Source organism: Pseudonocardia oroxyli (assembly GCF_900102195.1).
In the GTDB taxonomy this organism is placed as follows: domain Bacteria; phylum Actinomycetota; class Actinomycetes; order Mycobacteriales; family Pseudonocardiaceae; genus Pseudonocardia; species Pseudonocardia oroxyli.
Genome location: NZ_FNBE01000015.1, coordinates 1 through 23,321 on the forward strand (window position 1 = coordinate 1; position 23,321 = coordinate 23,321).

General features: G+C 68.3%; 17 protein-coding genes and 3 pseudogenes. 10 read left to right on the plus strand and 10 right to left on the minus strand.

All coding sequences use genetic code 11. The features are described 5' to 3' along the window. Positions 1-365: hypothetical protein (locus BLS43_RS21230; protein WP_143030146.1), on the minus strand; the 365-nt coding region annotated here is incomplete at its 3' end. Positions 366-1,837: 1,472 nt separating this feature from the next. On the opposite strand from BLS43_RS21230, the gene BLS43_RS21235 reads away from it, so the two are divergent. Then, positions 1,838-4,084 carry a NucA/NucB deoxyribonuclease domain-containing protein gene (locus tag BLS43_RS21235; protein ID WP_176921456.1) on the plus strand — a complete coding sequence of 749 codons (2,247 nt, stop codon included), beginning with the start codon at positions 1,838-1,840 and terminating at the stop codon, positions 4,082-4,084. Here the strand turns inward: BLS43_RS21235 and BLS43_RS21240 are convergent. The 6 genes and pseudogenes from BLS43_RS21240 to BLS43_RS31730 form a co-directional block, all read right to left on the minus strand. Further along, complete coding sequence (locus BLS43_RS21240; RefSeq protein ID WP_093087944.1) at positions 4,068-4,589, minus strand: hypothetical protein; 522 nt, start codon at positions 4,587-4,589, stop codon at positions 4,068-4,070. The genes BLS43_RS21235 and BLS43_RS21240 overlap by 17 nt on opposite strands. A gap of 334 nt (positions 4,590-4,923) precedes the next feature. Then, a pseudogene (gene istB / locus BLS43_RS32110) lies at positions 4,924-5,741 on the minus strand (IS21-like element helper ATPase IstB). Then, positions 5,738-7,059 (minus strand): annotated as a pseudogene (gene istA / locus BLS43_RS21250) (IS21 family transposase). The pseudogenes istB and istA overlap by 4 nt, the downstream one beginning before the upstream one ends. 91 nt (positions 7,060-7,150) lie before the next feature. Beyond that, positions 7,151-8,263: an IS630 family transposase gene (locus BLS43_RS21255; protein WP_093087947.1), complete on the minus strand. Its 1,113-nt coding sequence runs from the start codon at positions 8,261-8,263 to the stop codon at positions 7,151-7,153. Between the two features lie 359 nt (positions 8,264-8,622). Then, positions 8,623-9,915, minus strand: a complete 1,293-nt coding sequence (locus tag BLS43_RS21260) for an MFS transporter (protein WP_245707650.1) — start codon at positions 9,913-9,915, stop codon at positions 8,623-8,625. A gap of 311 nt (positions 9,916-10,226) precedes the next feature. Then, complete coding sequence (locus tag BLS43_RS31730; protein WP_281245856.1) at positions 10,227-10,352, minus strand: hypothetical protein; 126 nt, start codon at positions 10,350-10,352, stop codon at positions 10,227-10,229. A 552-nt stretch (positions 10,353-10,904) separates the two neighbouring features. Between BLS43_RS31730 and BLS43_RS29530 the strand changes: the two genes are divergently transcribed. The 8 genes from BLS43_RS29530 to BLS43_RS21300 are packed head-to-tail and all read left to right on the plus strand — an operon-like array spanning position 10,905 to position 18,236. Further along, the gene (locus BLS43_RS29530; protein WP_143030147.1) at positions 10,905-11,159 is read left to right on the plus strand and encodes a hypothetical protein; all 255 of its coding nucleotides are present in this window, start codon (positions 10,905-10,907) and stop codon (positions 11,157-11,159) included. After that, positions 11,156-11,422 carry a hypothetical protein gene (locus BLS43_RS21270; protein WP_093087957.1) on the plus strand — a complete coding sequence of 89 codons (267 nt, stop codon included), beginning with the start codon at positions 11,156-11,158 and terminating at the stop codon, positions 11,420-11,422. Before BLS43_RS29530 ends, BLS43_RS21270 begins: the two co-directional genes overlap by 4 nt. 2 nt (positions 11,423-11,424) lie before the next feature. Next, complete coding sequence (locus tag BLS43_RS21275) at positions 11,425-12,513, plus strand: hypothetical protein (RefSeq protein WP_093087960.1); 1,089 nt, start codon at positions 11,425-11,427, stop codon at positions 12,511-12,513. Continuing rightward, on the plus strand, positions 12,510-13,973 hold the full coding sequence (locus BLS43_RS21280) for an SCO6880 family protein (RefSeq protein WP_093087963.1): 1,464 nt from the start codon (positions 12,510-12,512) through the stop codon (positions 13,971-13,973). Before BLS43_RS21275 ends, BLS43_RS21280 begins: the two co-directional genes overlap by 4 nt. Continuing rightward, positions 13,970-15,388, plus strand: a complete 1,419-nt coding sequence (locus BLS43_RS30145) for an ATP-binding protein (protein WP_176921457.1) — start codon at positions 13,970-13,972, stop codon at positions 15,386-15,388. Before BLS43_RS21280 ends, BLS43_RS30145 begins: the two co-directional genes overlap by 4 nt. Then, positions 15,385-17,166, plus strand: coding sequence for a type IV secretory system conjugative DNA transfer family protein (locus BLS43_RS21290; RefSeq protein ID WP_176921458.1), 1,782 nt, complete (start codon positions 15,385-15,387; stop codon positions 17,164-17,166). The genes BLS43_RS30145 and BLS43_RS21290 overlap by 4 nt, the downstream gene beginning before the upstream one ends. After that, on the plus strand, positions 17,163-17,624 hold the full coding sequence (locus tag BLS43_RS21295; RefSeq protein ID WP_218129932.1) for a DUF4913 domain-containing protein: 462 nt from the start codon (positions 17,163-17,165) through the stop codon (positions 17,622-17,624). Before BLS43_RS21290 ends, BLS43_RS21295 begins: the two co-directional genes overlap by 4 nt. A gap of 3 nt (positions 17,625-17,627) precedes the next feature. Next, positions 17,628-18,236: a VldE C-terminal domain-containing protein gene (locus BLS43_RS21300; protein WP_093087972.1), complete on the plus strand. Its 609-nt coding sequence runs from the start codon at positions 17,628-17,630 to the stop codon at positions 18,234-18,236. On the opposite strand, the gene BLS43_RS21305 is transcribed toward BLS43_RS21300, so the two are convergent. Beyond that, positions 18,220-18,738 carry a hypothetical protein gene (locus tag BLS43_RS21305; RefSeq protein ID WP_093087975.1) on the minus strand — a complete coding sequence of 173 codons (519 nt, stop codon included), beginning with the start codon at positions 18,736-18,738 and terminating at the stop codon, positions 18,220-18,222. The genes BLS43_RS21300 and BLS43_RS21305 overlap by 17 nt on opposite strands. Positions 18,739-19,148: 410 nt before the next feature. Beyond that, a complete protein-coding gene (locus BLS43_RS21310) occupies positions 19,149-20,558 on the minus strand; it encodes an IS1380 family transposase (protein WP_093087979.1) in 1,410 nt (469 codons plus the stop codon). A 1,850-nt stretch (positions 20,559-22,408) separates the two neighbouring features. Here BLS43_RS21310 and BLS43_RS21315 point away from each other — a divergent pair. Then, positions 22,409-22,903: pseudogene (locus tag BLS43_RS21315) on the plus strand (SCO5389 family protein). Here the strand turns inward: BLS43_RS21315 and BLS43_RS21320 are convergent. Then, entirely contained in the window at positions 22,847-23,209 is a 363-nt protein-coding gene (locus tag BLS43_RS21320; RefSeq protein WP_245707652.1) for a UTRA domain-containing protein, read from the minus strand. The pseudogene BLS43_RS21315 and the gene BLS43_RS21320 overlap by 57 nt on opposite strands. Positions 23,210-23,321 lie beyond the last annotated feature (112 nt).

Consider the following 23,321-nt stretch of genomic DNA (forward strand, 5'->3'; position numbering starts at 1 on the left):
CCGACCTCGGCACGGCAGGTGCTGCGGAGCAGGCGGGGTCCACACCCGCCGTTGTCGGTCATCTGGGTCGTCGTCGATGCGGAGGCTCCGGTGCGTTGCTGGACCCAGGAGCCGTTGAAGATCTCCGCCGCAGCTTCGATGGCAGGGCTGCCGCCGACCGCGCAATCCATCGCCGCAGCACCTGCACCACCGAGAGCGCAGGCCAGTCCGGCCGCGGCGTCAGGCGTCATCACCTTCGGGAACTCTGTCCAACCGGGCTGGATCCGGGTGGAGATGTCGCCGTCGGAAGCGGCTCTCAACGCTTCCAGCGCGAGTCGAGCGGCCTCCGCGACCGGGTCGAGTGCTACCTGATTGGCCTGCTCCACGGCTGCGACTGCCGCGGCAGTCCCAGTGCCCCCGTTCGCGAAGCCCCCACCGGGAGCCCCGACAGGTGCCACTGCGACTCCTCGGGCCGGACCAGCTGCCCGCGCGGGAGTAGCGGCTCGTGCGGGTGCCGCTGCCCTCGCCGGGGCCGGCGTCTGCGCCGTGGGCGGGCTGAGCGGCCTGATCACCGGCAGTAGCCGAACGGGCATTGGTACCGGACCTGCAGATCCGGCCCCCGCCTGCCGAGCTGACAGCGCTGACTACCCGCGTCACCTGAACCGCGCGCACGATGGCGGTCACGATTGCGGGGATGAATTGCAGGAAGTGCCCGGTGGGGTGCGCGTCTGCTCGACCAGCGTGGCAGTGAGGAGGGTGGGGGGCGCTCGCCGCGCGTCGTCGGGCGCCGTGCGCTCCTCGTGGGGCGGTGGTGGCGCTGCCGTGCCTGTGAGGCCCGCCGCTACGGGACGGCGGGTGAGTCGCCGACTCCGGTGCCCGGGTCCGTGGTCCCGCCCGTGCCTCCGCCCGTGGTCCCGCCACCGGTCCCGTCGCCCTGTGCCGACTCCGGTCCCGCTCCCGACGGGCGCGGGCGAAGTGGTGGCGGCCGGTGGCGTGACCGGCGGCGGCGGGACGGGGGTCGGCGCCACGACCGGCGGGGGCGCGGGCGTGGGTTGCACGGTGGGGGCGGGGCCGGGGACGTCAGTGCCGTCGGTGGGTGTGCAGTAGTAGCCGGGCGTGCGCTGGATGGGCGTGCCGAGATCGTCGTCGATCACGACCCTCAGACTGAGAGAGAACCCGGAGCTCGCGGCACGGTCAGCGGTTTTGTGTTCGCTCGCGTTGGTGGCAGCAGTTGTGCTGACCTCGCAGGCGCGACACCGTGGGCTCTGAGTGCCGATCATCGCGTTGTGAACGTCGGCGCTGGCCGAACCAGATCCCGCCCCGTCGGGACTGTCGCGCGGGTCCTCGTCACGTTGAGCGCTGCTCGCGCCAGCCAAAAGGGTGGCAACCCCGTCCCAGTTGGGTCATGGGGCTTACATCCGGTTTGGGTGCCAACCCCAAGATGATCAGCGAACCCCTTCAGTCGAGAGGGGGAGAACAGGGGTGGGACGTGAGTCGACATCGACGGGGTCGAGGTCCGAGCAGACCAGCTGCCAGACCGAGACAATGGCGGACGAGCGGGATCGTCGTGTTGCTGGCAGCATTGCTGATTCCGCCTCCAGCGCTAGCCGCGGCGGACGTGCAGCCCGTCGCAGCCATCCGCCCCGTACTCTCAACGCAGCCGAACGCGCCAACGGCAGCGGTCGACCACGAAGGTGACACGGGGCAAGGAGCAATGGCGAGTCCGCCGTCGGCAGGGCACTCGCGGCCGGAACCGTCAGCTGCTGCATCGCAGCCCGACGTGTCGCCAGCACCAGAACCGGCTGTGGCGGCTACGTCCGCCGATCACGGTGAGGCGGCAGTCGCTACGACCTCCCCGATGGAGCCGGTGGCGACCTCGTCGGCGCTACCGTCGGTGCAGTCGACCGTGCCTGACGGAGCTGGCGCCGCCGTGATGACCACCGACGTGGCCAGTGATCGCGGAGGTGCACTGACCGACACCAACCCGGTCTTGACCGAGGCGTGCACCCGGTACGCGCAGACGGGATACAGCGTCTGCGGCGCGATCCGGGACAAGTACTTGGCGCTTGGTGGACCGGGCAGGCTCGGCTATCCGACGAGTAACGAGCTCACCAACCCCGACGGGGTGGGTAAGCGCAACACCTTCCAGAACGGCGGCTCGTCGATCTACTGGCACCCGTCGACCGGTGCCTGGCAGATCGGCGGGGAGATCTTCCGCCGGTGGGGTGCACTGGGCTACGAGAACGGGGTACTCGGTTACCCGACAAGCGATGAGCTGACCAATCCGGACGGGGTGGGCAAGCGCAACACCTTCCAGCGCGCGTCGGGCCACATCTACTGGAGCCCTGCCACCGGGGCCTGGTCGATCCAGGGCGAGATCCTGCGGCGGTGGGCGGCCCTGGGCTACGAGCGGGGACGCCTGGGCTACCCCACGAGCGACGAGCTCACCAACCCCGACGGCCTGGGTCGGCGCAACACCTTTCAGAACGCCGGTGCGCACATTTACTGGAGCCCGGGTACGGGCGCCTGGTCGATCCAGGGCGGCATCATCGAACACTGGGCGGCCCTCGGATGGGAACGCGGCGTTCTCGGCTACCCGACGACCGACGAGACACCGACGCCGGACGGGATCGGGGCGTTCAACCACTTCGCGAACAACGGCTCGATCTACTGGACCGGCGCGACCGGCTCGCGCGCCGTCTACGGACCCATTCGGGACAAGTGGTCGCAGCTGGGATGGGAGCGCAGCTGCCACGGCTACCCGACCAGCGACGTGAGTACGACCGCGACAGGGCAACGCAGCACCTTCCAGCGCGGCACCATCGATCACACGTCGTCGTCGAACGCGACCGTGTCCAGCTGCGAGCAGGCTGCGGCCGCCACCACGCTCTACCAGTCCGCTCGCGAGGCCGCAGGCCTGCCCGACGAGCCGGAGCTGAGCCTGCAGCAGAGCCTGGACGAGGAGCAGGTCCACGCCTACGCCGCGGCGACCAATCGCAGCTACCCGAGTTCCGTAGTCGTCGGCCGTGACGTCGCCGTCGAACACGAACCGGGCGGCGACGGTGTCGACCCGAACTTCCTCCTTGAGCGTGACTTCGTCGAGGAATGTCGAGCCAACGCCAATGACCTGAGCCATCCCGTCGCTTCGAAGCATGGCTGGGTCAAGAACCACTTCGAGTGGTGTGCTGTCGGCAAGGTGTCGATCTTGAACGGCTTCGGGCAGACGGTTGCCTCTGCTCGCCTGACCCGCGTCGGTTACAGCACCAACACGACTGCGTTCGTCTGGATGTACTACCTCGTCGACCAGGTCACCGACGAGAGCGTCTTCTCCGACCCCGGCGACTACTCGATCACCTTCGCCACCGAGTGCGGCGAGGACACCGGTACGGGTGACTGCCGGGAGGACACCCAGCCTCTCCCCTACGAGTCCCTGACCGCCTGGGCGGCCCGTAGCGACGTCGACGCCACGCTGCCACCGGTCTACCAGCAGCTGAACTCGTCAAACGCGACCAGTAATCCCAGCGCCGATGCACGTCGCCAGCACTTCATCCGCACCACCATCTCCACCGGCGACACCGGGCGTCCCGTCAAGGACACCAAGTCCACGGGTGTGACCCCGCTTCGGTGCGACTCGAGTAACGAATTCCCCACCTACACCGAAGGCTGCGTGTTCAACAACGTCGTCCCGTTCCTCACCTACAGCATCGACGGCAACGTCCGCTCCGTCGCTGAGCACATCCGCGACGCTCAGACGCGGCCTGAGATCACCGACCCGAGAGTGGCTGGAAAAACGATTCCGGGTGCCTTCGGTAGCGAAACGTACCTGCGCCGGACACGGGACGGATCGCTCGCCGACGCGAACGGACGCGCGGCCGCAGCTGTATGTCGGCAAGTTGACCCCGACTACGTCAACCAGGGATTCGACTGCGACGAGTACCCCTTCCGCTCCACTCGGGAAGGTGCCAGCACCACCCAGAACTTCTCGGCCAGAGCATTGGACCGCAGCGAGAATAGACGGGCGGGAAACGGGGTGAGAATCTTCTATCGGGACGACCGGATCCTTGATGGAGATCGATTCCAAGTCCGGATCATCGACCGACCGTGACCGGCCAGAACCGGATGAACCACGATTCGAGGCTGTGAATATCGTCATTGGCGAGAGTGGTGGTGAAGTCCACGTACGCCCTGAACGCGGCTCGCCGTCCCTGTACCCGGACCTCGGCCCGGTAGTGACCGGCGGTCGGGAGCGGGATCTCGTCGTCGAAGGTCTCCATGGCCCACAGGAACAAGCGGTCAGCGGAGAAGAGCACGTCGACGGTGACGACTTCGGAATCGTCGGTTTGCGCGGGTGGTCGGCTCAGCTCGGGCGGCTGAGCCGACCACACCTCGTAGCTGCACTCGACGCGTTGGTAGCTGGCGCCAGACGACAGGAACAGCGCGTCGGGGGCCGCTGCTGCGCACGGCGGGTCGGTAGGACCGCCGAGGTCGTCGGGCACATCGGCGAGGACGCCGCCGACAGCAGTAAAGCTGAACAACCCGTGGTCGACGTCCACCTGGCGCGCCCGACGTTCCAGCAACAAGGGTTCGGCATCGGCGGGGGGAGTGTTCATTTCGCAGCTCGCATAGTCGGTCCGGGTGATGACGGGTCCACCAGATCATCTTGTCGTGCACACCCCGCTTGGCCGAGGAGGATCCGACGAGGGTGGGCCGATGCCACCGGATCAGGGCATCGAGCGACAGCGGACGCTGGGACCCCGACGCACATCTGGTGGCCAGGCCCTGCTGGATGCGTTTCTGCGCCACGATTCGTCACTGCGCGAAGGTTGCTCACGAGGCCCCGCCCGAGGCCGATGCGACGCTCCACCTCGCGCAGGTCAGACCTAGTGTCAACGGATCTTGAAATTTGAGCAGGCCCGGTTCTCGGAATCTTGACCCCTTTGGCGGTCAGTCTTGGTCTGCGCGGTTCTGTTTGGCGAGGAGCTCGCGGCGTTGGCGGGTGCGGTAGGAGTCGCCGGTGAGGGTGAGGACCTCAGCGTGGTGGACGAGGCGGTCGATCATGGCTGCGGCGACGACGTCGTCGGAGAAGGTCTCGCCCCAGCGCCCGAAGGGCAGGTTGCTGGTGACCATGACCGAGCCGATCTCGTAGCGTGAGGCGATGAGCTGGAAGAACAGGTTCGCCGCGTCCTGGTCGAAGGGGATGTAGCCGACCTCGTCGATGATGATCAGTTTGTAGCGGCGGATCTTCTTCAGCTCGGCCTCGAGGCGTCCGGCCTGGTGGGCCTCGGTGAGTCGGGTGATCCAGTTGTTCGCGGTGTCGAACAGGACCGAGTAGCCGGCGTGGGCGGCTTTGACCCCGAGCCCGATCGCCAGATGCGTCTTGCCCAGGCCGGGTGGGCCGAGCAGGATCACGTTCTCGGCCTTGCGACGAACAGGCCGGTGGCCAAGTGCGCCAACACATCCCGCGGTAGTGAGGGCAGGTGGTCGAGGTTGAAGTCCTCGATGGTCTTCACTGCGGGGAAGTGTGCGGTGCGGATCCGCATGGTGGTGCCGGCGGACTCGCGTTCGGCGACCTGGCGCTGCAGGACCGCGGCCAGATACTCCTCGTGCGACCAGTTCTCGTCGCGGGCCTGGTCGGCGAGCTCGGCCCAGCAGCGTCCGATCGTCGGGGTCTTCAGCACCCGGGCCAGATAGGCGAGCATCAAGGGAAGGCCGTCGGCCGGTGCAGTTCTGGTCAACGCTGCCGTGGTTGTCGGGGCGGTCATGGGTTGCTCGCTTCTGCCGCGGGCGCGGCCGTCGGAGTGGTCGGGTCGAAATCGACGCCGAACAGTGCGTCGTAGTCCGGTAGCGCGCGCAGCGCGACCGCGTGTCCATCGCTGTGTCGACGCGCCCCGCCCTGTTGGGCTCGGCGCTGCTCTGCCAGCGCAAGGCGCATCTGGTGGGCGGTCGCGACGTGGGAGGGGTCGGTGACCACGCCGCGGCGGGCCCAGCTGCGGACGTGGTGAGCGACGAGCCCGCCCTCGCAGAACGCCTCGACCCGGGTCAGGGACGCGACGACGTCGACGAAACGGCCGATCACCCGCGGGTCGACCGAGTAGTCGTTGGCGTCGACGCGGACGTAGTAGTCGCGCGCCAGCCGGATCCGCTGGGACAGCCCGACCTGCGGGCCCGCCGCCGGTAGCGGGGTCATCGCTTGGCGGTCGGTGTCGAGCAGGTCGACCGGACGCCCTCCGATGGCCCGGACGGTGCGGGTGTTCGCCCTGGCCAGCCATGCGGCGAGCTGGTCGTTGAAGTCCGCCGGTGAGGTGAAAGCCCGGCCGGGCAGAAACGAGGTCTCCAGGAACCCGTTGCTGCGCTCGACCATCCCCTTGAACTCCGGGTCCCGCGGTGGGGCCAGCCGGATCCTGGTGGCCAGCGTCCCGGCGAACGCCGCGGCCGGAACACTGACCCGCGCGGTGCCGCCGATCGCGGACTCCCGGTCCCAGACCAGTGTCTTGGGCACTCGCCCCAGCGCGGCGATCAACTGCCACATCCTCCCGGCCAGGATGTCCCCGGCCTGCCGCGACGGGATCATCGTCGCGGACAGGAACCGGGAGAACCCAACACGATCACCAGCACCGGTAGGACCCGCGCCTGTCCCGGCGAGACCGGGATCGGCGGAGCCGGGAACCACAAGTCGCACTGGGCCAGCTGCCCGGGCTCGTAGGAGACCCGGTCGACCGGGTCGACACCGACGTACTCCGGGCGGATGCGGGCCAGCAGCTTCTTCAACGGCCCCTCCGAGTAGGGCCAGTCGATCCGCTGTGCGATCACCGGGCCGGGCATCCGCGGCCACTGCGCCAGCAACGCCCGGACCTGCGGCTCGTAGGGGTCCGCGACCGAACCCCGCCTCGCCCGCTCGTACCTCGGTGGCCGGTCCGACGCCAACGCCGCCCGCACCGTGTTGCGGGCAACCCCGAGCCGCCGAGCGATCTCCTTGATGGTGTTTATAAATGCGGTCAGCATCTGGCGCAGCAGGTCCGGGCTCGCCTGGGACAGCTGTTCGTGGAGGAACTCGCTGTCGATACTGGAGGGCGCGGTCATCGGTGATCCATCTTGTGTGGGCTGTGAGAGGCATTCAGAAGATCACACGATGGCGGCCCTACAGCCCGACCCGCCCGTCACTAGTGCCCCGTCAGGCAACGTTGGGTAGGTAATCGGGTCTGCGGATCTTGGACTCGGGTGCGAAGTGTTTCTTGGGTCGGGCGTGGCGGTTGATCCAGCGGACGTAGCCGGCGATCGCTGCCTCCTGGGCGGTGTGGGAGGGGTAGTCGCTGCCGTCGAGGGTGAAGTAGCGCAGCGCGGTGAACTCCGACTCGATCCAGTTCAGCCAGGACGCGTTGGTCGGGGTGAACACGAGCTCGACGCCGTGCCCGGTGCACCAGTCGGCGACATCAGCTCGCAGGTGCGGGGAGAAGTTGTCGCAGACGACGTGCAGCCTCCCGGCGGGGAAGCGGCGGCGGAGCCGGCGGAGCCGGCGGAGGAAGTCGAGGAACTCGCGGCCGCGTTTGCGGTCCCGGAGCCGGTAGAACAGCTGCCCGGAGGCCAGATCCAGCCCGGCGAACATGTGCCGGACCCCGCCGTGGCGACTGTAGGTGGCCCGCAGCCGGGCCGGGCGACCGGTCGGGAACCAGCCCCGACCGGGGCGGGGCTGCAGGTTCAGCGGCCCGAACTCGTCGACACAGATCACCCGTGCTCCGGGGTCCAGACGCCCGTCGGCGGCGCGGTCGTAGAGATCGAGGATCCGGTTCATCTTCTCGACGAAGCGCGGGTCTCGGCTGGCCTTCCACGTCTTCGTGGCCTGCCAACGGACCCCGGCGTCGCGCAGGACCTGGCGCACGGTCTCGACGCTGATCACGACCCGGTGTGCGGCGGCGAGGTGTTCGACCAGCTTGGACAGGCTCCAGGTGGTGAACGGCAACCCGACCTGCTGCGGCGGTGTGCGGGCGAGGCGGCAGACGAGCTCACGAACGTGGGGACCGAACCTACGGGGTCGGCCCCCGCTCCATTTTGGGTCCAGCGCCGCGAACCCCTGCTGGTTGAACGCGTGGATCACCTCCCGCGCGTACTGAGGCTTCGCCGCGAACATCATCGCGGCCTCGGAAGCGCTGCGGCCCTGCACCGAGGCCAGCACGATCCCGGCCCGCCGCAACCGAACCCGGTCCCGCGCCGTCCTGGTGATCTTGACCAGGCGTTGCGCCTCGTCCGGGCTCAGCTCCCGGACGAACACCTCAGGCTGTCGCGCCACAACCATCACCTCCGGCGCACAGCCTCCTGCGCCGGACCCGGACCGATCAAGCCGACCCGATTACGCCCCCAACGTTCCTGGACGCGGCACTAGGCCGGTCGCACACCACCTTGGTGGACGCCACTTGACCTCGGCCGAACCCTTACACCCACAGGCAGAATCAGCCCCACCCCACCCGCCAACACCGGTATCGATCGAGCGAGCACCGCCCGATGAAAGATCCTGGCTAGCCTCGTTCTCGCCGTCACGGTGATCCCAAAGGATTTTGACACCTGGCACTCTTTAGTGCACGGCAGTTCTTGCTCCGCCTCTCCGAGCTCAACCCGATTCCGTGAACCATAACCAAGTATGAGTCGGAGCTACGCCATTAAGCTTTGGGGGCGGGATTTCAACGCGGCCCCAAGAGCAAACAGAGTGAGCAGGGCGAACACGAGGGCTGCACCCAGATAGCCAGCCACCACGAGACCTGCCCCGCCGGCCGCTGTGCCCAGGAACAGCCCCAGGCTCATGCCGGATGCATTCAGGCTCAGGGCTGTGCCCCGAGCTGCGCCGCAACGACGCACGAGCAGGGTCACCACCGCCGCGGCGACCACCGCGTGGCTCGCCGACAGCACCGCAGTGGCCACAAGCGCCACCCACAGCTCCGGCGCTAGATAGACCCCGACCAAGGCGAGCAGCGCCGTCAATAGGCTAGTACGCATCGCGAGGTGCGCCCGTCGGTCAGACGCTGCTGGGACGTTCACAAGTCGCCCGGCCACGAGATGACCGAGGAAGAACGCCCCTCCGCTAAGCGTCCATACGAACGCGAACATCTCGGGGGTCAACCCGAAACTGTCCGCATAGAACGGGGCCAAGTATGCCAGATAACCCATAAAGGCGCCGGCTCGCCCGAAAGCTACGAGGATCAGCGGCCGTGCGCCTGGCACCGCAGCCAGCACGCGGAACGCCTCAAGGTAACTGAAGCGTTGCTGTTCACCGATGTGGTTCTCGCTGCGGTAGCGGTAAAGGACCGGAGTAAGCAATGATGCTACGACCGCAATCGCAATTAGGTCTCCCTGCCATCCCCACCATAACGCGGGAAACGCTATTAGCGGTGCAGCCAAGGTTGCCGCCAGAGTCTGGGTCGACATCACCAGCGTCGCCGCACGCCCGGCGGCGGGCGCGTCTCCGAACCGATCCGCAGCGGCGGTGGACAGAGCCGGGTACAGCGCCGCATTCGACACACCGATGACAAGACAGAACGCCGCCAGAGCCGGCAGTAAGGGCACCGTGCCCAGGACGGACGCCACGGCAAGCAAGACGAGCGCTGCAGCAGCGATTCGGCCTGGAGCGATACGTCCGATCAGCGGCGCCACCGCCACGCCAACCAGCACGGCGCCGACACCGCCCAGGCCGCGCAGCGCACCCACGGCGGCATCGCTCTCACCTGTGGCGTCAGCGATCTGCACCAAGAAAGTGCTGAACACGGTGAAAGGCAGGAGACCGACCACAGAAGCGAGCAACGCTGGCCAGACTGCGCCAGCGATCCGTATGTCGCTCGGCAGCCGCTCGGCACTCGCCTTGGAAGGGTCGGGTGCCGTCCTTGAACTCGCCCTCTCGGCCGTCTGGTCCTGCTTCATGCTCTTGTCTGGTTGTGGATGGCCCTCGCTCATGCTGCTCCTGAACCCGCTCGGATCGTCGTTCGAGATCGAGATGCAAGTGAAGAGCCGGACCCCAGCACGCGGGCAGGCCTCGTGCTGCCAGAACGATCACGCTCGACTCTTGTCCCAGACCGCCCCGGGGCCTTGTTGCAACCTTATCGCAGTAGGTGAGATGGTTGCTGCGCTAGCTAGCGCCACTGCGGAGACACCGCGGTGGCCAGACTCACGTTGTCGCCGGAGTTGCGGGGCGACTCGCACGAACACGTCGGCGAGCGCCGGAATGTCCTCGTCGCGACTGGGTCGGATGCTCACCTGAGCGGTGGTCACGAGTTCTCCGCTGGCATGTCGTAGTCGAGTGCGGCGCAGTCCGCCCGCATGACGAAGCGGGTGGTTTCGAACAGCTGTCGCGCACCCTCGGTGCCTGTGTGCCACAGGTCGATGACGAGCACGCCGTCGGGCTCCTGCGTCGATACCGAGCCGCTCCGTGACCTCAGGCGGCGCGTCGGTCTGCGTGACGCTGGTATCGACCTGCGGGGTGCGCCCCTGCGCCACGGCCCCGGCGCCAAACGGCCCCAGTTCGTTGGATGTGCGCATGGCGGCGATGTAGTGGCGTGACCGAACCGCATCCACCCGCAGCTGCCGTCGGCCTGCTCACTGTCCTGTGATCGCGCATCGTGCCTCGCTCGCGAACGCGGCCGAACGGGGCCTGAGCGCCTCGCCGCAACCGTCCCTGACGCAACCTCGCCGTCAGGAGATCGCTCATGTCCTCTGCTCAGCCCCCACATATCGCGGGCGTGGCCGGTGGTGTCGGAGTCACCACCATCGCCCACGCGCTGCGTGGGCACGACGCCGGTGTCCACCGCGGCCAACCCGTCCAGGTCCTCGTCTGCCGTGCCACCAGCGAGTCCCTGATCCGCGCCGCGCACATCATCGGACGCCTCGATCACCAGCCCATTCTCGCGGTCAGCTGCACGGACTCCGGGCGCCCTGGACGGACCGTGATGACGCGAATGCAGCTGATCGCCCCGCACACCGCGCGGACGGTGCTCCTCCCCCACGTCGACCACTGGCGAGCGCTGTCCCGGCCACTCGACGCGGTCCGTGACGTCGTCGACGCCCCACGCCGCGAGCTCGGACGACAGGCGCGGCGGTGGGCCGAGGCGGTCGAACAGATCGCCGGGTCCACACCACGGGTCGCCGCGACCATCGTGCCGCTCCCCGCAGGCGGGCTCCTTCGCCCGGAGCACACCCGATGAGCCTCGTCGCGCAACCCCCGAACCCCAGCCCCGTTCGTCCTCCCGGCCTCGAAGCCATGGCGGACATGATCATCGGGTGGCTCAAGTGGGGAGTCATCGTCGCCGGAGTCGTCGGGATCCTGGTCTGCGCCGCGATGATCATCATCGGCAGGCGGAACCGCTCCGCCACCGCCTACGAGGGTCTGATCGGGTCGGCGTGGATCCTCGGCGGGCTCGCACTCGCCAGCGTCGCCGCCGTCCTCGTCGGCGCCTTCCAGGTGTGACCATGAGCCTCCTCGCCCAAGCACCTGCCGACTGCGGCGTCTTCGACCTCGAGTGCAAATCCGCCGGGCTCATCCAGTCCGCGCTCGACGAGATCATCGTGCGGATCACCCAGGCCGCCGCCGAGCTCATCGTCGCCGCCACCTCCTGGTGGGCACAGACCGACAGCGTCGACCCGATGGACCCCGCTGTCCTCGCCGCACAGGGCCAGACCCGCCTGCTGACGCTGCTCATCCTCGTCGCGTCGGTCCTGGTCCAGGCCATCCGGATCATCCTGTCCCGCCGGGCTGAACCCTTGATCCAGGTCGCCTCAGGGCTGCTCCGCTTCGCGCTCGTCTCGGCGCTCGGCCTGGTCGTACTGCAGGCCGGGTTACGGGCCGGGGACGAACTGAGCCGGGTGGTGCTCGACGACGCAGCCAACAACTTCGCCGTGCTGATGGTGGACAACCTGACCCACCAGGAGGGGGTCAAGAACAACTTCAACTACCTGCTGCTCGGGATCGTCGCCGCGATCCTCGCGTCGTTGCAGTGGTGCATGATGCTGGGCCGCCAGGCAGCGCTGCTCGTCCTCGCGGCGATGCTGCCCCTCGCCGCGTCCGGGTCGATCAACCGTGCAACCCGCGGGTGGCTCAACCGGCTGCTGCCCTGGCTCATCGCGATCGCCGTGTACAAGCCCGCGGCGGCGTTCATCTACTTCATCGGCTTCACCTACTTGTCCACGACCGGGTCCAACCAGCCCGGCGAGGTCACCACCGTCCTGGCCGGGCTCGTCGTGCTCATGCTCGCCCTGTTCGCGATGCCCGCGCTCATGAAGTTCTTCTCCTGGTCAGGCAGCCAGATCGGCGGGCAGGGCTTGGTCGGCCCGCAGATGCTCGGGGCCCTCGGCGCCGCTGCAGCGCTCCCGATGCGTACCCGCGCCGTGCAGCGTGCCGCGGCACAGGCCGCCACCGGCCCGGGTTCGCGCGGCTCCCGCCCGCAGGGGGCCGGACGCACCGGGAGCCGGGTATCGCCCGCGGTCATCACGGTCCAGCCAAGCGTGCGCACCGCCGACGGTGCCGACAACTCCTCGCGCAAGCGGAAGGACGACACGTGAACGAGAAGGCACCCCGGCTGTACGGAAACTGGCGCGCCGAACGCGGCTGGGGCATCGGCAATCTCAGCACCGCCACCACCGTCACCCTGTTCCTCGCTGTACTCGGGCCCCTGCTCGCCTTCTCCACCGTCCCGCGGGCCGCGCTGCCGATGACAGCGGCATCGGTCCTGCTGATCGCCGCGCTGATGATCCGAGTGAACGGGGTCACCCTCGCCGAGTTCGTCAGCCGCGTGGCGCGGTTCCGCCGCGCTCGGGCCGCAGGCTGGACCGAGTGGACCGGCGGCATCCTGACCGCCCACCCCCGCGGAACCGACCTGCCCGGCGTCCTCGCCCCGACCGTCCCCCTCGACACCGACGACGGGCGCGGCGGCCGACACTGCTGGCTGTGGGACCGCCGCAGCGGGCGCCTGTCCGCGGTCTTGCGGGTCTCCCCCGTCGGACTCGACCTCGCCGACGACGACCAGACCGATCGCTGGGTCGCCGGGTGGGCCGCGCTGCTGGCTGACCTGGGCTACCAGCGACTCGTCGTGCTCCTCGCCATCACCATCGACACCGCACCCACCGGCGGCACCACCATCCGCGACCACGTCAGCGCCTCACTGGACCCCAACGCCCCCACCCTCGCCCGACGGGTCCTCGACGAGCTCGTCTCCACACAGCCGCAGACCACCGCGGAGATCGACGCCCGCGTGACCGTCACGATGGATCCCCAACGAGGCTCGCCCAAGCCTGCAGACCTCGTCGAAGCGACCATCGACGCCGGACGCGGGCTGCCCGCCATCGAGCAGGGCCTGGCCGGCGCCGGGGTCGCCGTGCTGGGACGCGGAAGCACCGGCTGGCTGACCCACCGGGTCCGGGCTGCCTTCGATCCCGCCGTCCGCCGCGATCTCGCCGGCGACGAGGCACTCATCGCGCGCTGGGCCGATGCCGGCCCCATCGCCGCCTCCGAGAGCTGGGACGACTACCGACACGACTCCGGGCTGTCGGTCACCTGGGGCATGCGCGAGGCACCCCGCCAAGCCGTCAGCGCCCACATCCTCACACCGCTGCTCTCCCCCGGTCCGTTCCCGCGCCGGGTGACCGTCCTCTACGAGCCCTACGACGCACAGGACGCCGCGGCCAAGGTCGAAGCCGAGATCACCAGCGGGCAGGTCCGGCGAGCCTGGGCCGAGCGGACTCGACGCGACGAGACCCAGCGCGACCGCGACGACCGCCACCGCGCCCTACAGTCCGCCCGAGAGGAGGCCGAAGGCGCCGGTCTCGGCCGCTTCAGCATCTACATCACCACCACCGTCCTGGATCCCGACGACCTCGCCGCCGCTGTCAGCGACGTCGAGACCCGCGCGGGACAGGCCAAGATCCGCCTCCGCCGCCTACGGGGCAGCCAGGGTGCCGGCTTCGCCGTCGCCCTCGGGATCGGCCTCGACCCCGTCCACCTCGCCCGACGAGGCACCCGATGAGCGGGCACAGCGCCGTGGTCCCGCGGCGATGGGGCTGGCCGGTCCGCGACGGCGGTCGCGTCGCCAACGTCGAGAGCGCCACCCGCTACACCGCCACCACCAGCCAGGTGTGCGGTCTCTATCCCTTCGCGGTCTCGTCCGGCGCGGTCGTCCAAGGCGTGCCGGTCGGACGGCACCTCCACACCTCCGAACCCGTCGGCCTCGACCCCGCCGAGTGGCTACGCACCGGCCTGGTCTCCAACACCGGCGTGTGGGTGCAGGGCCAACCGGGGATCGGGAAGTCCTCGATCACGAAGCGACTCGTCGTCGGACTCGTCGGGTTCGGCATGACCGCCGTGATCCCCGGTGACGTCAAAGGTGAATACTCCGCGCTGGTCGAGGCACTCGGTGGATCCGTGTGGCGCATCGGACGCGGCGCACACACCCTCAACCCGCTCGACGCAGGGCCGCTCGCCGCAGCTCAGCACAGTGCGAGCGAGAGCGAACGGGATCGGATCGAGGAGACCATCCGTGCTCGGCGACTCTCGCTGCTCGAGGCCCTCACCACCATCGTCCGCCGCGGCGAGATCTCCGTGACCGAGCGACGGCTGCTCGGCGCGGCCCTCGACGTCGTCGTCGGGGTTCGAGGGAAGAGCCAACCCCTCATCCCGGACGTCCTCCACATCCTCACCGCTCCGACCACCGACCTCGTGCGGATCACCGCCGCGGACGACCCGCGGGGGTTCCTCCTCGCCGCCCGAGACCTCATCAACACCCTCGGCCTGCTCTGCGAGGGCAGCCTCCGCGGCATCTTCGACCGGGCCTCGACCGTGCGGCCCGAACCCGACTGCCCCGGGCTGTCGCTCGACCTCTCCGCACTCGACGAGGAAGACGACGACGCCATCGCCGCCGCGATGCTGTGCGCCTGGGCGTGGTCGGCCGGAGTCACCGACGCCGCCGCCGCACACGGCAAGCGCCGCAACGTCGTCCAGGTGCAGGACGAGCTCTGGCGAGCCCTGCGGGTCGCCCCCGGACTCGTCGAGCGCTCCGACCGCATCACGCGGCTCAACCGACACCGCGGTGTCGTCTCCATCCAGGTCACCCACTCCCTCGACGACCTCGAAGCACTCCCCACCGAGGCCGACCGCGCCAAGGCACGCGGGATGGCGTCCCGTACCGGAATCCTCGTGCTCGGGGGCATGGCGGAGAAGGAGCTCGACGGGATCCGCCGGATCACGCCCCTCACCGACGCCGAGGCCGCCCTCGTCACCTCCTGGGCAGCACCACCGACATGGCACTCAGGACACACCCACCCGGGGCGCGGAAAGTACCTGATCAAGTCCGGCGAGCGGATGGGGCTACCGATCGGGCTCACCCTCACCCCGACCGAACAGGACCTCTACGACACGGACACCGCGTTCAGGCGCGCCCCATGACCCGCCTCGCGCTCCGTGACGCAGCGGCCCCGCTCGCCCTCCTCGCCACCGTCGCTCTCGGCGCCGCGGCCGTGACAACCGTGTGGCTCGCGACCGCAGCCGCCACGCTCATCGACTCCGGTGTGTGGTCACCGCCCGCCTGGTCAGCTCGGCTGCTCACCGAGCCATGGCCGACGAGCGGGTCGTTCGCACTCATTCTCGCCTGCTCGGTCGCTCTGCTGGTGGCCCTGGCCATCGGAGCCGCGGTGCTGGGCAGACGCCTGACCCGGGCATTACGGCCGTCCCCCATGCTCGACCGGAGGGGCCTTGGCGATCTCGCCGGCGAAAAGCAACAGAAGCGTGCCCGCTCGCTTCGCAACCTGCCCACGCGGGCCGCGCTCGCCGCCGCAGACCGCGGGATCCGCCTCGGCCTCCTCGACGGCCACGAGATCTGGATGTCCTGGGAGGACGTCGCGCTGGTCATCATGGGGCCGCGCTCGAACAAGACGAGCGCAATCGCCGTCCCCGCCGTTCTCAGCGCGCCCGGACTCGCCATCGCAACCTCGAACAAGTCCGACCTCTGGGCGTTCACTGCTGGCCCCCGCAGCGAGGTCGGACCGGTCTGGACCTTCGACCCGCAGCAGATCGCTTACGCCCCGCAGGCCTGGTGGTGGGATCCACTCCGCGCGATCCGCGACGCCCCTCCCGATCACCGGTACGAAGCAGCTGCGCGCCTCGCCGGCCACTTCATGGCCACCATCGGAGGTCAACGGCGCGACCCCTTCTTCCACGCAGCCGGCGAGCAGGTCCTCGTCGGCACGCTCCTCGCCGCCGCCCTCTCCGACGCCACGATGCGCGAGGTGTCGCTGTGGCTCCAGCAGGGACGTCGCAACGCCATCGTCGCCCTCGACCGTATCGGCGCCTCCGGAGAGGCGGCCGAGCTCGAAGCGGCGCTCAACGGCGCCGACGTCACCGCCAAGGGCATCTTTCAGACCGCTCGGACCGCGACGAAGGCGCTCGCCTCCGAACGCACGCTCCGCTGGATCACCCCGCCGCGATCCTGGCGCGCGGGCGACGGCGGGAGGCAGGAGGAGCTCGACCCCTGGCGACTCGTCCTCGAGTCCGCCGAACGGCCCGTCACGGCGCATCTGATGTCGAAGGAAGGGGCTGGGACCGCCGCCCCGGTCGTCGCGGCTCTCGTCGACCGCATCCTCGACGTCGCCGAGTCACACGCCCAGGCGAGCGGAGGACGCCTCGACCCACCCGTCGTCGCGGTCCTCGACGAGGCCGCGAACATCTGCCCGATTCAAGACCTGCCCAAGCTCTACAGCCACTACGGATCGCGCGGCATCCAGGTCCTCACCATGCTGCAGAGCTACCAGCAGGGCGTTGGGGTGTGGGGAACTCAGGGCATGGACGCGCTGTGGTCCGCGGCCACCGTCAAGCTCGTCGGTGCCGGGGTGGACGACCATGCCTTCCTCCAGCGCCTGTCCGGCCTGATCGGCGACCACGACGTCGACAAGCAGTCCATCTCCCACAGCCGCGGCGGCGGAACCTGGCAGACCAGCACCACTCGCCAACCGATCATGCCGCCGGACGCGCTGCGCGCACTTGATCGCACGCAAGCCGTCCTGCTCACCTCCGGGCGCCGCATCGGCATTGCCCGTCTTCTCCCCTGGTACCGCGAGAACCACGCCACCGACATCCGCGACTACGCCGACTCCGCCCTTGCTGAGCTCCGCGCCGCCGCCCGCGACGCGCTCGGCTCCCGATACTCGTCCTACGGAGATCCACGTTGACCGACGACGACCTGGCCGCCCGAGTCGCCGCACTCGAGTCCTGGCAGGACCACCAGACCCGGCTGACGGACTCGCTGATGGACCGCGGCGGCCCCGACGAGGACGACGTCCCCACTGCCGTCTTGGACCCCGGCCGCCTCGTGCGTTGGGTGCACCGCCACGTCACTGCGATCATCGCTCGCCCCTTGCGCGGACAGCTCTACTGGTGCCCTCTGTGGTGGGAACACCCCGAGGCGGTCTTCCGCCTCGAGGCGCTACGCCGCGCCTGGCAGGACCACGTCGCCCTGCCCGGCGCCTCCATGTCCATCTGGATCCGTGACCACCTCGACCCATGTCTCCGGGTCCTGCTCGCCGCCGACGGGCCCTTCGTCGACTGCGCACACGACGCCCGCACTGAGGCGCGTGGCACCCACCTTCCGCTGCCACCGCTACCCACCGCGCACTACCCGCGGGACTGAACGATGCGCGTCGTCACGGTCGGCGCCAGCGCCGTCGCCGCGGTGGTACTCAGCGCCGTCCTGGGGTTCGCCCTGCTCCTGGCCGTGCTCGCCGGGAGCGCGTTCGACCAGGCTGGCGCGTCAGGAGCCGCGGACATCGACGGCCTCCCCGCCCCAGCGCCCTCCGCCGACAGCGAAACGGGATGCGTTCGCGACGACCCGACCACCCGCGGCTGCCTCACGCCGACAACCCTGCACGTCCTCGAGTCGATCTACGCCACCTTCGGCGAGCCGGGCGGCATCATCCGCAGCGCAACGTGCTGGGATCCCCACCTCCAAAACCCAACCAGCGATCACCCGAAGGGCCGCGCCTGCGACCTCTTCCCCACCCGCGCAGGCGTCTTCCCCACCGGTGACGAGCTCGCCCACGGCTGGCAACTCGCCAACTGGTTACGCGCCAACGCCGGGCCACTACAGATCAAGTACCTCATCTGGCAGGGCCGCTACTGGGACCCGGGCACGACCGACCGCGACGGCGCATGGGGCGTCCCGTACACCGGTGGCGGCATCTACGACCCCACCGACGCGACCGGAGGGCACTTCGATCACGTCCACGTCAGCGTCGCACGCTGACCGAAGTCCCCGCGTGAAGGAGCTCACGGGCCACGCGGCGGACTCTCAGCGCCGCGCACCCTGCCGCCGCGAGCGCGAGCACGGGGACAACCCGAGCTGCGACCTCACTTAGGGCGGTACCCGGACCGATGCGCCCGGCCGGCCGCGGATGTCCAGCCAGCTCCACTCCCGTCACGGCCTTCAGCTCGGCGGCCCCCATCACAGTGTCTGCAGGCTGCCAGCCTCGCCATATCGTTGCGCTGACGAAGTCCACGTCATAGGTCGACGCGGTCCAGGCCGCCTTGGCCAGTGCCTCCGGCGCGAGCGATGCCGGGCACCCCGTGGACGACACAGCCAGGATGACCCCGCCGCCGCGATCGGCGACTTCGTAGCTGACGTCGCCAGCACAGCCCAGCGACCTCGCGGCGTGGGTGAACGGCTCGGAGGGGAACGCTGCCATCACAGCGAGGAGGCCTCCGACGACGGCAGCAGCCGCGAGGAGGAGGCGGAAGAGGACAGTCATCCGCGGAGCGTCCTCGGGGTCCGAACAGGATGTCGACAGCCGACTTCGCACTGTGGATAGCTCGGCGCGCTCGACTGTCAGTGTGGATAGCGATCCACCACCCTCGGGGGCGGGCTCTCAGTCAGATGGACGCAGAATGCGAAGCTGCGACCTGCCCTGCTTTCCGGATCACCGCCGAGACCAGCGGTTCGCGTGCGCGCCATCATCGAGCGCCGGGACCACACACGGTGAGGCTCTGCGACCGAGTTTCGAGCGTAGATCGCCACCTGCTAGCCCCGGCCATTCATGGGGCCCAGCGACTGACCTCTGATCCATGATCGTCGCCGGTTTCCCGGGGCAGGCGTGCGGGATCGTCCGGCCTGCTGTGCTGCCGGGTGCTCCGCTCTGCTCGTGCCGACGGTGAGGCTGGTTCAGCCGGCAGGGACGGGCAGCGCGTGAAGCCGGGCGAAGGCCGCCGCGAGCTGCTCGGCCCAGGGCCAGGACTGCTGGATTCGGATCCAGGTGCGGCGTTGGCCCCGGGTGATGCGGGCGGCGACGTGGAGCAGCCGGTAGCGCAGCGTCTTCGGCTCGGCCTTGGCGAGATGGCCGTCGAGGACGAGGTGCTGGGTCGCGGCGAGCAGGTCGACGGCGAGCATGACGACGGTCAGCCACGCAGAGTTGATCGCGAAGGTCCGGGACGGGAAGTGGTTCAGGCCGGTGTCCTTGGCGGTGCGGATGCGGTCCTCGACGCGGGCGTGGGCGCGGTGGCGGGCGTCGAGGAACGCCAGCTGACCAGCGGGGGTGTCGGTGGCGAAGCAGGTGTAGCGCCAGCCGTCGCGGGTCTCCATGAGGTCGAGCTGCGCGCCCGGGTGCGGGCGTTCGCGGCGGACGATCACCCGGGTTCCGGTCGGGTAGCCCTCCAACGCTGCGGTGGGCAGCAGCCCGGTGAGCTCGGCCAGTCCGGCGCCGTCGCGGTGGCCGCCGTCGGTATCCACGGCGTCGGCCCACACCTTCTTCGGGACCGCGGTGATGGCGGCGCGTTCGCGGTCGGTGATGGCCCATCCGACGGAGAACTCGCTGTTTACGGCGTTGTCGCGTTGGGCGCGGATGTGGGTCAGGAACGCCTTCGTGCAGCCCGCGGTGTCCGCGCGGACCAGGATCTTGCGGCCGTGGCGGTGCCGATCGGGGATCTGGGCCAGGGCCTGGTCGAGCACGCTGATGTGGTCGGCGGCGGTGTTCGCGCCCGCGTTGCCGCGCCGCAGCACTCCGGTGAGGAACTCGGATGTGTTGTCGCAGAACGCCATCAGCGGGTGGTAGCCGAAAGTCCGCTTGAACGTCGGCGCCGCCTGCTCCTTCTCCGAGTGGCAGATCACGATCGAGGCGTCCAGGTCGATGACCAGAACGTCGAGGTCCTGCCCGGCGACCCTCGCGGGCGGAAACAGGCGACCGTGGCGTTCGGCGTGCTGGTCCCAGACCACCTCCCGGGCCCTCGCCCGAGCCGCCGCCACTCGGGCCAGGATCGTGTCGTCGAGGCGGTCGAGCAGCCTCCAGCACGTCGAGTCCGACGCCACGGCCCCGAACAACTCGCCCTGGTCGCGCAGGACGTCGATCTCGGAGATCGTGGTCGCCCCGTCGGCGACGGCGACCGCGAGGTCCACCAACACCCGGCCCGGATCATGCCGAGTGCCCGGCCGCCGCAACACGTCCAGGACCTGGGACAACTCGGCGGTCAGCGTGGTCCGATCGGCGACGTCGGCCAGCAGCCGCGACCCGGCATGCGACACCACCCCGGCCCCGTCGGCGGTCACCATGATCTTCGGGCGGGTGGTTGTAGCCTGCACTCGGAAAGTGCCTCCTCGACCCCGGCGGACATGGCCCTCAGCAAGCCCTGTCTTACCTGGTCGAGAGGCACTTTCTTCTTTCGGGGGTCATCTACCGCCCGGCCCGCCATGAAGAGTCCGGGCTAGCCTCCCGCGACCGAAGCGGACCTCTTGCTTACTTGTGTCGGAATCCGGCCTGGGCGCCTCCCGGTCAAGACAGAAGGTTGTAACCGAACACAAGGAGACTGGTCTGAATCGGCTAGCTTAATACCCCGTTTGCTCAGCTATAACAGCACCATATGGGCTAACAGCTCGTATGATCGAGTTAAAGAACTCGCCAACCGCTGTCACGCATCATCAGTCTTAAGTATGTTCGTTTTACGTCCGGATCGCCGGATCGAAATTCGCTCGGGGGGACAGCATGCGTAGGTTGGCAATGGCGTTGGTGGGAATTCTTGGAGTCGTGGCACTTCTTGGCCTAGGAGCAGCAGGGGCTGCGAGCGCTGGCGAAGTTCAGATACAGAACACTGTGGTTCCTTGCGACTCGGGTCCGCCTGAGCCGATTAGCTTGGAGTACATTAGCGAAGGCACGGCCGTATGCTTCGGCGGAACGGTCGGCTTCGAGAACGTTGGCGCGAACATCGGCGCATTCGGCGCTGGCGGATACTATGGACATTTGTTTCTCCGTAGTGCCGATGGGAGCGAAGTTTTCGTTTTGCCCTTTTATCCGAACGAGGGAACATTTATTGGTGCATATGTCACGGTCGTTGAGATCACTCCGCCCTTTGATCGAGCAGAGCTTCCGGACACCTTGGACGGACACAAGGTCATCAGTCCAAGTGAAGTCGCGGCCGCCGTGTCCGGAGGGCGTGACAAGATCTAGTTAGACTGGCCTGACCCCTACCTCCTGGTAGGGGTCAGGTCGTACGTGGGACGGTCGCGTACTACGTCAACCGTGATCGACGTGCACCTGAGGGCCATGCGCAGGATTTGGCAGTGCGGGGCTAGAGTGTCAAGATCGACCTACACGTCACTTCTCGGGGGTGGCAAGATGCCGTTCTTTAGCCCACCGGACGACCTGGACAGGCCCCACCGTCCCGCTCCAGGTCCAAAGCCAGCTGTATGGGCTCAGCCGCCCGAGTTAGTGATACCGGGCATTCTGCCAGAGCGTATGCGTTTGGCGGAGACTGAGGCGGGGACGATTACGCTCGTCGAGCTTAGAGCGTTTCCGCAGGGGTGCTGGTGGGAAATCGTCGCTACAGTGCGCGCCTCGGATGATTGGGCAACAGCGAGGCGCGCTTGGAATGTTCTGTTCGGGACCGATTCGAGGCGCACCGCCGACGGCGGTCTACCTCCGGAACTACTCAGGTTTGGCCTCCAATACTCTGACGGCTCGTCGGCCTCAACCTTAACTCGCGTTCCAGTCGTGGTGGACGAGACATTGCCACCGCCCACGCCTCCGGTGCTATACGTCCGGCCTACTTCTGCCGGACCAAGTCATGATCCTGACTGGCTGCGAATCAGTATTGGTCTGTGGCAGTGGCCACTGCCACCCGATGGGCCATTCGAGCTGGTGTTTGAGTACCCACTTATCAGTGTGGCGGAGACTAGATTCGAATTTAGCGGCACCCGTATTCGAGAGGCTGCAGAAGAGGCATTTTCGACGACGCCGCGATCTTCTATCGTCTAGTAGTTCCGGGTCCTCTCCTTTCGGTCACCTCAGTTATACGGACCACAGACCTGGTGCAACATGCGCAAACGTGCATCAAATGTCGCCCGATTGAGGTATTTGCCAATGAGCGTCGCCGCCGTAGCGTGACTTGAGTTCACACTTCCGACCTTGTTCGAGCTTCCAACTCTAGGAGGACTTTGTGTCCCTCACTGTTTCGCCCGACCTACTGGAAAAGGCGAAGAGTGGCCCGATCGATCTGGGCGACTTCGTGGATTGCATCAAGACCTCGCTGCCCTACGCGTAGTCGATGGTTGAGCGGCTGGCGAAGGAACTGGACGCGTCTGGCGAGGCTTCCGTACAGAACTTGGAGGTCCCACCGGACGACAGGGCGTGGGGCGAGGTGTTCCGGCTGGTGGGGAGTAACGCCATGCGCGGTGCGGTGCAGGAGCACTTCAGCGTGAAGATGGCGTTCCAGAACTGCTGCAAGGTCGGACTGTTCCGGCCGGACGCGACCGAGGAGTACGAGCGGTTCGTGTCGCCGCAGGCGCAACTGCTCAACCAGCGGCCGGACCTGCTGAACTGCCGATCTGACAGAACGAGAGCGGCGCCACCCGGGAGTCCGGGTGGCGCCGTTCTGCTATTCCGGGTCGACCGCGAGCGCGTATTCGAGCTTGAACTGGTTGGCCGCGAGTAGCAGGTCCGCGGTCTCGATCGGCGTCGTGACGTGGTAGCTGGTCCGCACGATGACGATGACCGGGACGCCGGGTCGCAGGCCCATCTGCTCGGCCTCGGACGGGCGTGGCATGCGTGAGTGCAGCTGTTCCACGATGGACGTGGGCCGCATCCCGATGGAGGTGAAGCGGTCCACGATCCCGGCCCCGAGCAGCGGGCCTTCCTCGGGCAGCTCGATCGGGGTGCCACGCGTGAGACTCAGGGGCTCGTACGACGTCACGAGCATGATCGGCTTCATGTTGGCGTAGGAGACGTAGTCGGTGCGCATGACCTCGTCGCCGATGCTGATCTTGAGTCGGTGGGCGACTTCGAGTCCGGCCCGATCCGGCGCGCTCTTGTGGGTGTACTCCGGTGACTGGGCTGTTGCGAGGGCTTCCTCT

Bases quoted from the DNA above. Each gene is read 5' to 3' on its own strand.
- BLS43_RS21235 (WP_176921456.1), top strand. From the start codon at position 1,838: ATGGAGCCGGTGGCGACCTCGTCGGCGCTACCGTCGGTGCAGTCGACC.
- BLS43_RS21240 (WP_093087944.1), bottom strand. From the start codon at position 4,589: ATGAACACTCCCCCCGCCGATGCCGAACCCTTGTTGCTGGAACGTCGG.
- BLS43_RS21260 (WP_245707650.1), bottom strand. From the start codon at position 9,915: ATGAGCGAGGGCCATCCACAACCAGACAAGAGCATGAAGCAGGACCAG.
- BLS43_RS29530 (WP_143030147.1), top strand. From the start codon at position 10,905: ATGACGCGAATGCAGCTGATCGCCCCGCACACCGCGCGGACGGTGCTC.
- BLS43_RS21270 (WP_093087957.1), top strand. From the start codon at position 11,156: ATGAGCCTCGTCGCGCAACCCCCGAACCCCAGCCCCGTTCGTCCTCCC.
- BLS43_RS21275 (WP_093087960.1), top strand. From the start codon at position 11,425: ATGAGCCTCCTCGCCCAAGCACCTGCCGACTGCGGCGTCTTCGACCTC.
- BLS43_RS30145 (WP_176921457.1), top strand. From the start codon at position 13,970: ATGAGCGGGCACAGCGCCGTGGTCCCGCGGCGATGGGGCTGGCCGGTC.
- BLS43_RS21290 (WP_176921458.1), top strand. From the start codon at position 15,385: ATGACCCGCCTCGCGCTCCGTGACGCAGCGGCCCCGCTCGCCCTCCTC.
- BLS43_RS21300 (WP_093087972.1), top strand. From the start codon at position 17,628: ATGCGCGTCGTCACGGTCGGCGCCAGCGCCGTCGCCGCGGTGGTACTC.
- BLS43_RS21305 (WP_093087975.1), bottom strand. From the start codon at position 18,738: ATGACTGTCCTCTTCCGCCTCCTCCTCGCGGCTGCTGCCGTCGTCGGA.
- BLS43_RS21320 (WP_245707652.1), bottom strand. From the start codon at position 23,209: ATGCGCACCGACTACGTCTCCTACGCCAACATGAAGCCGATCATGCTC.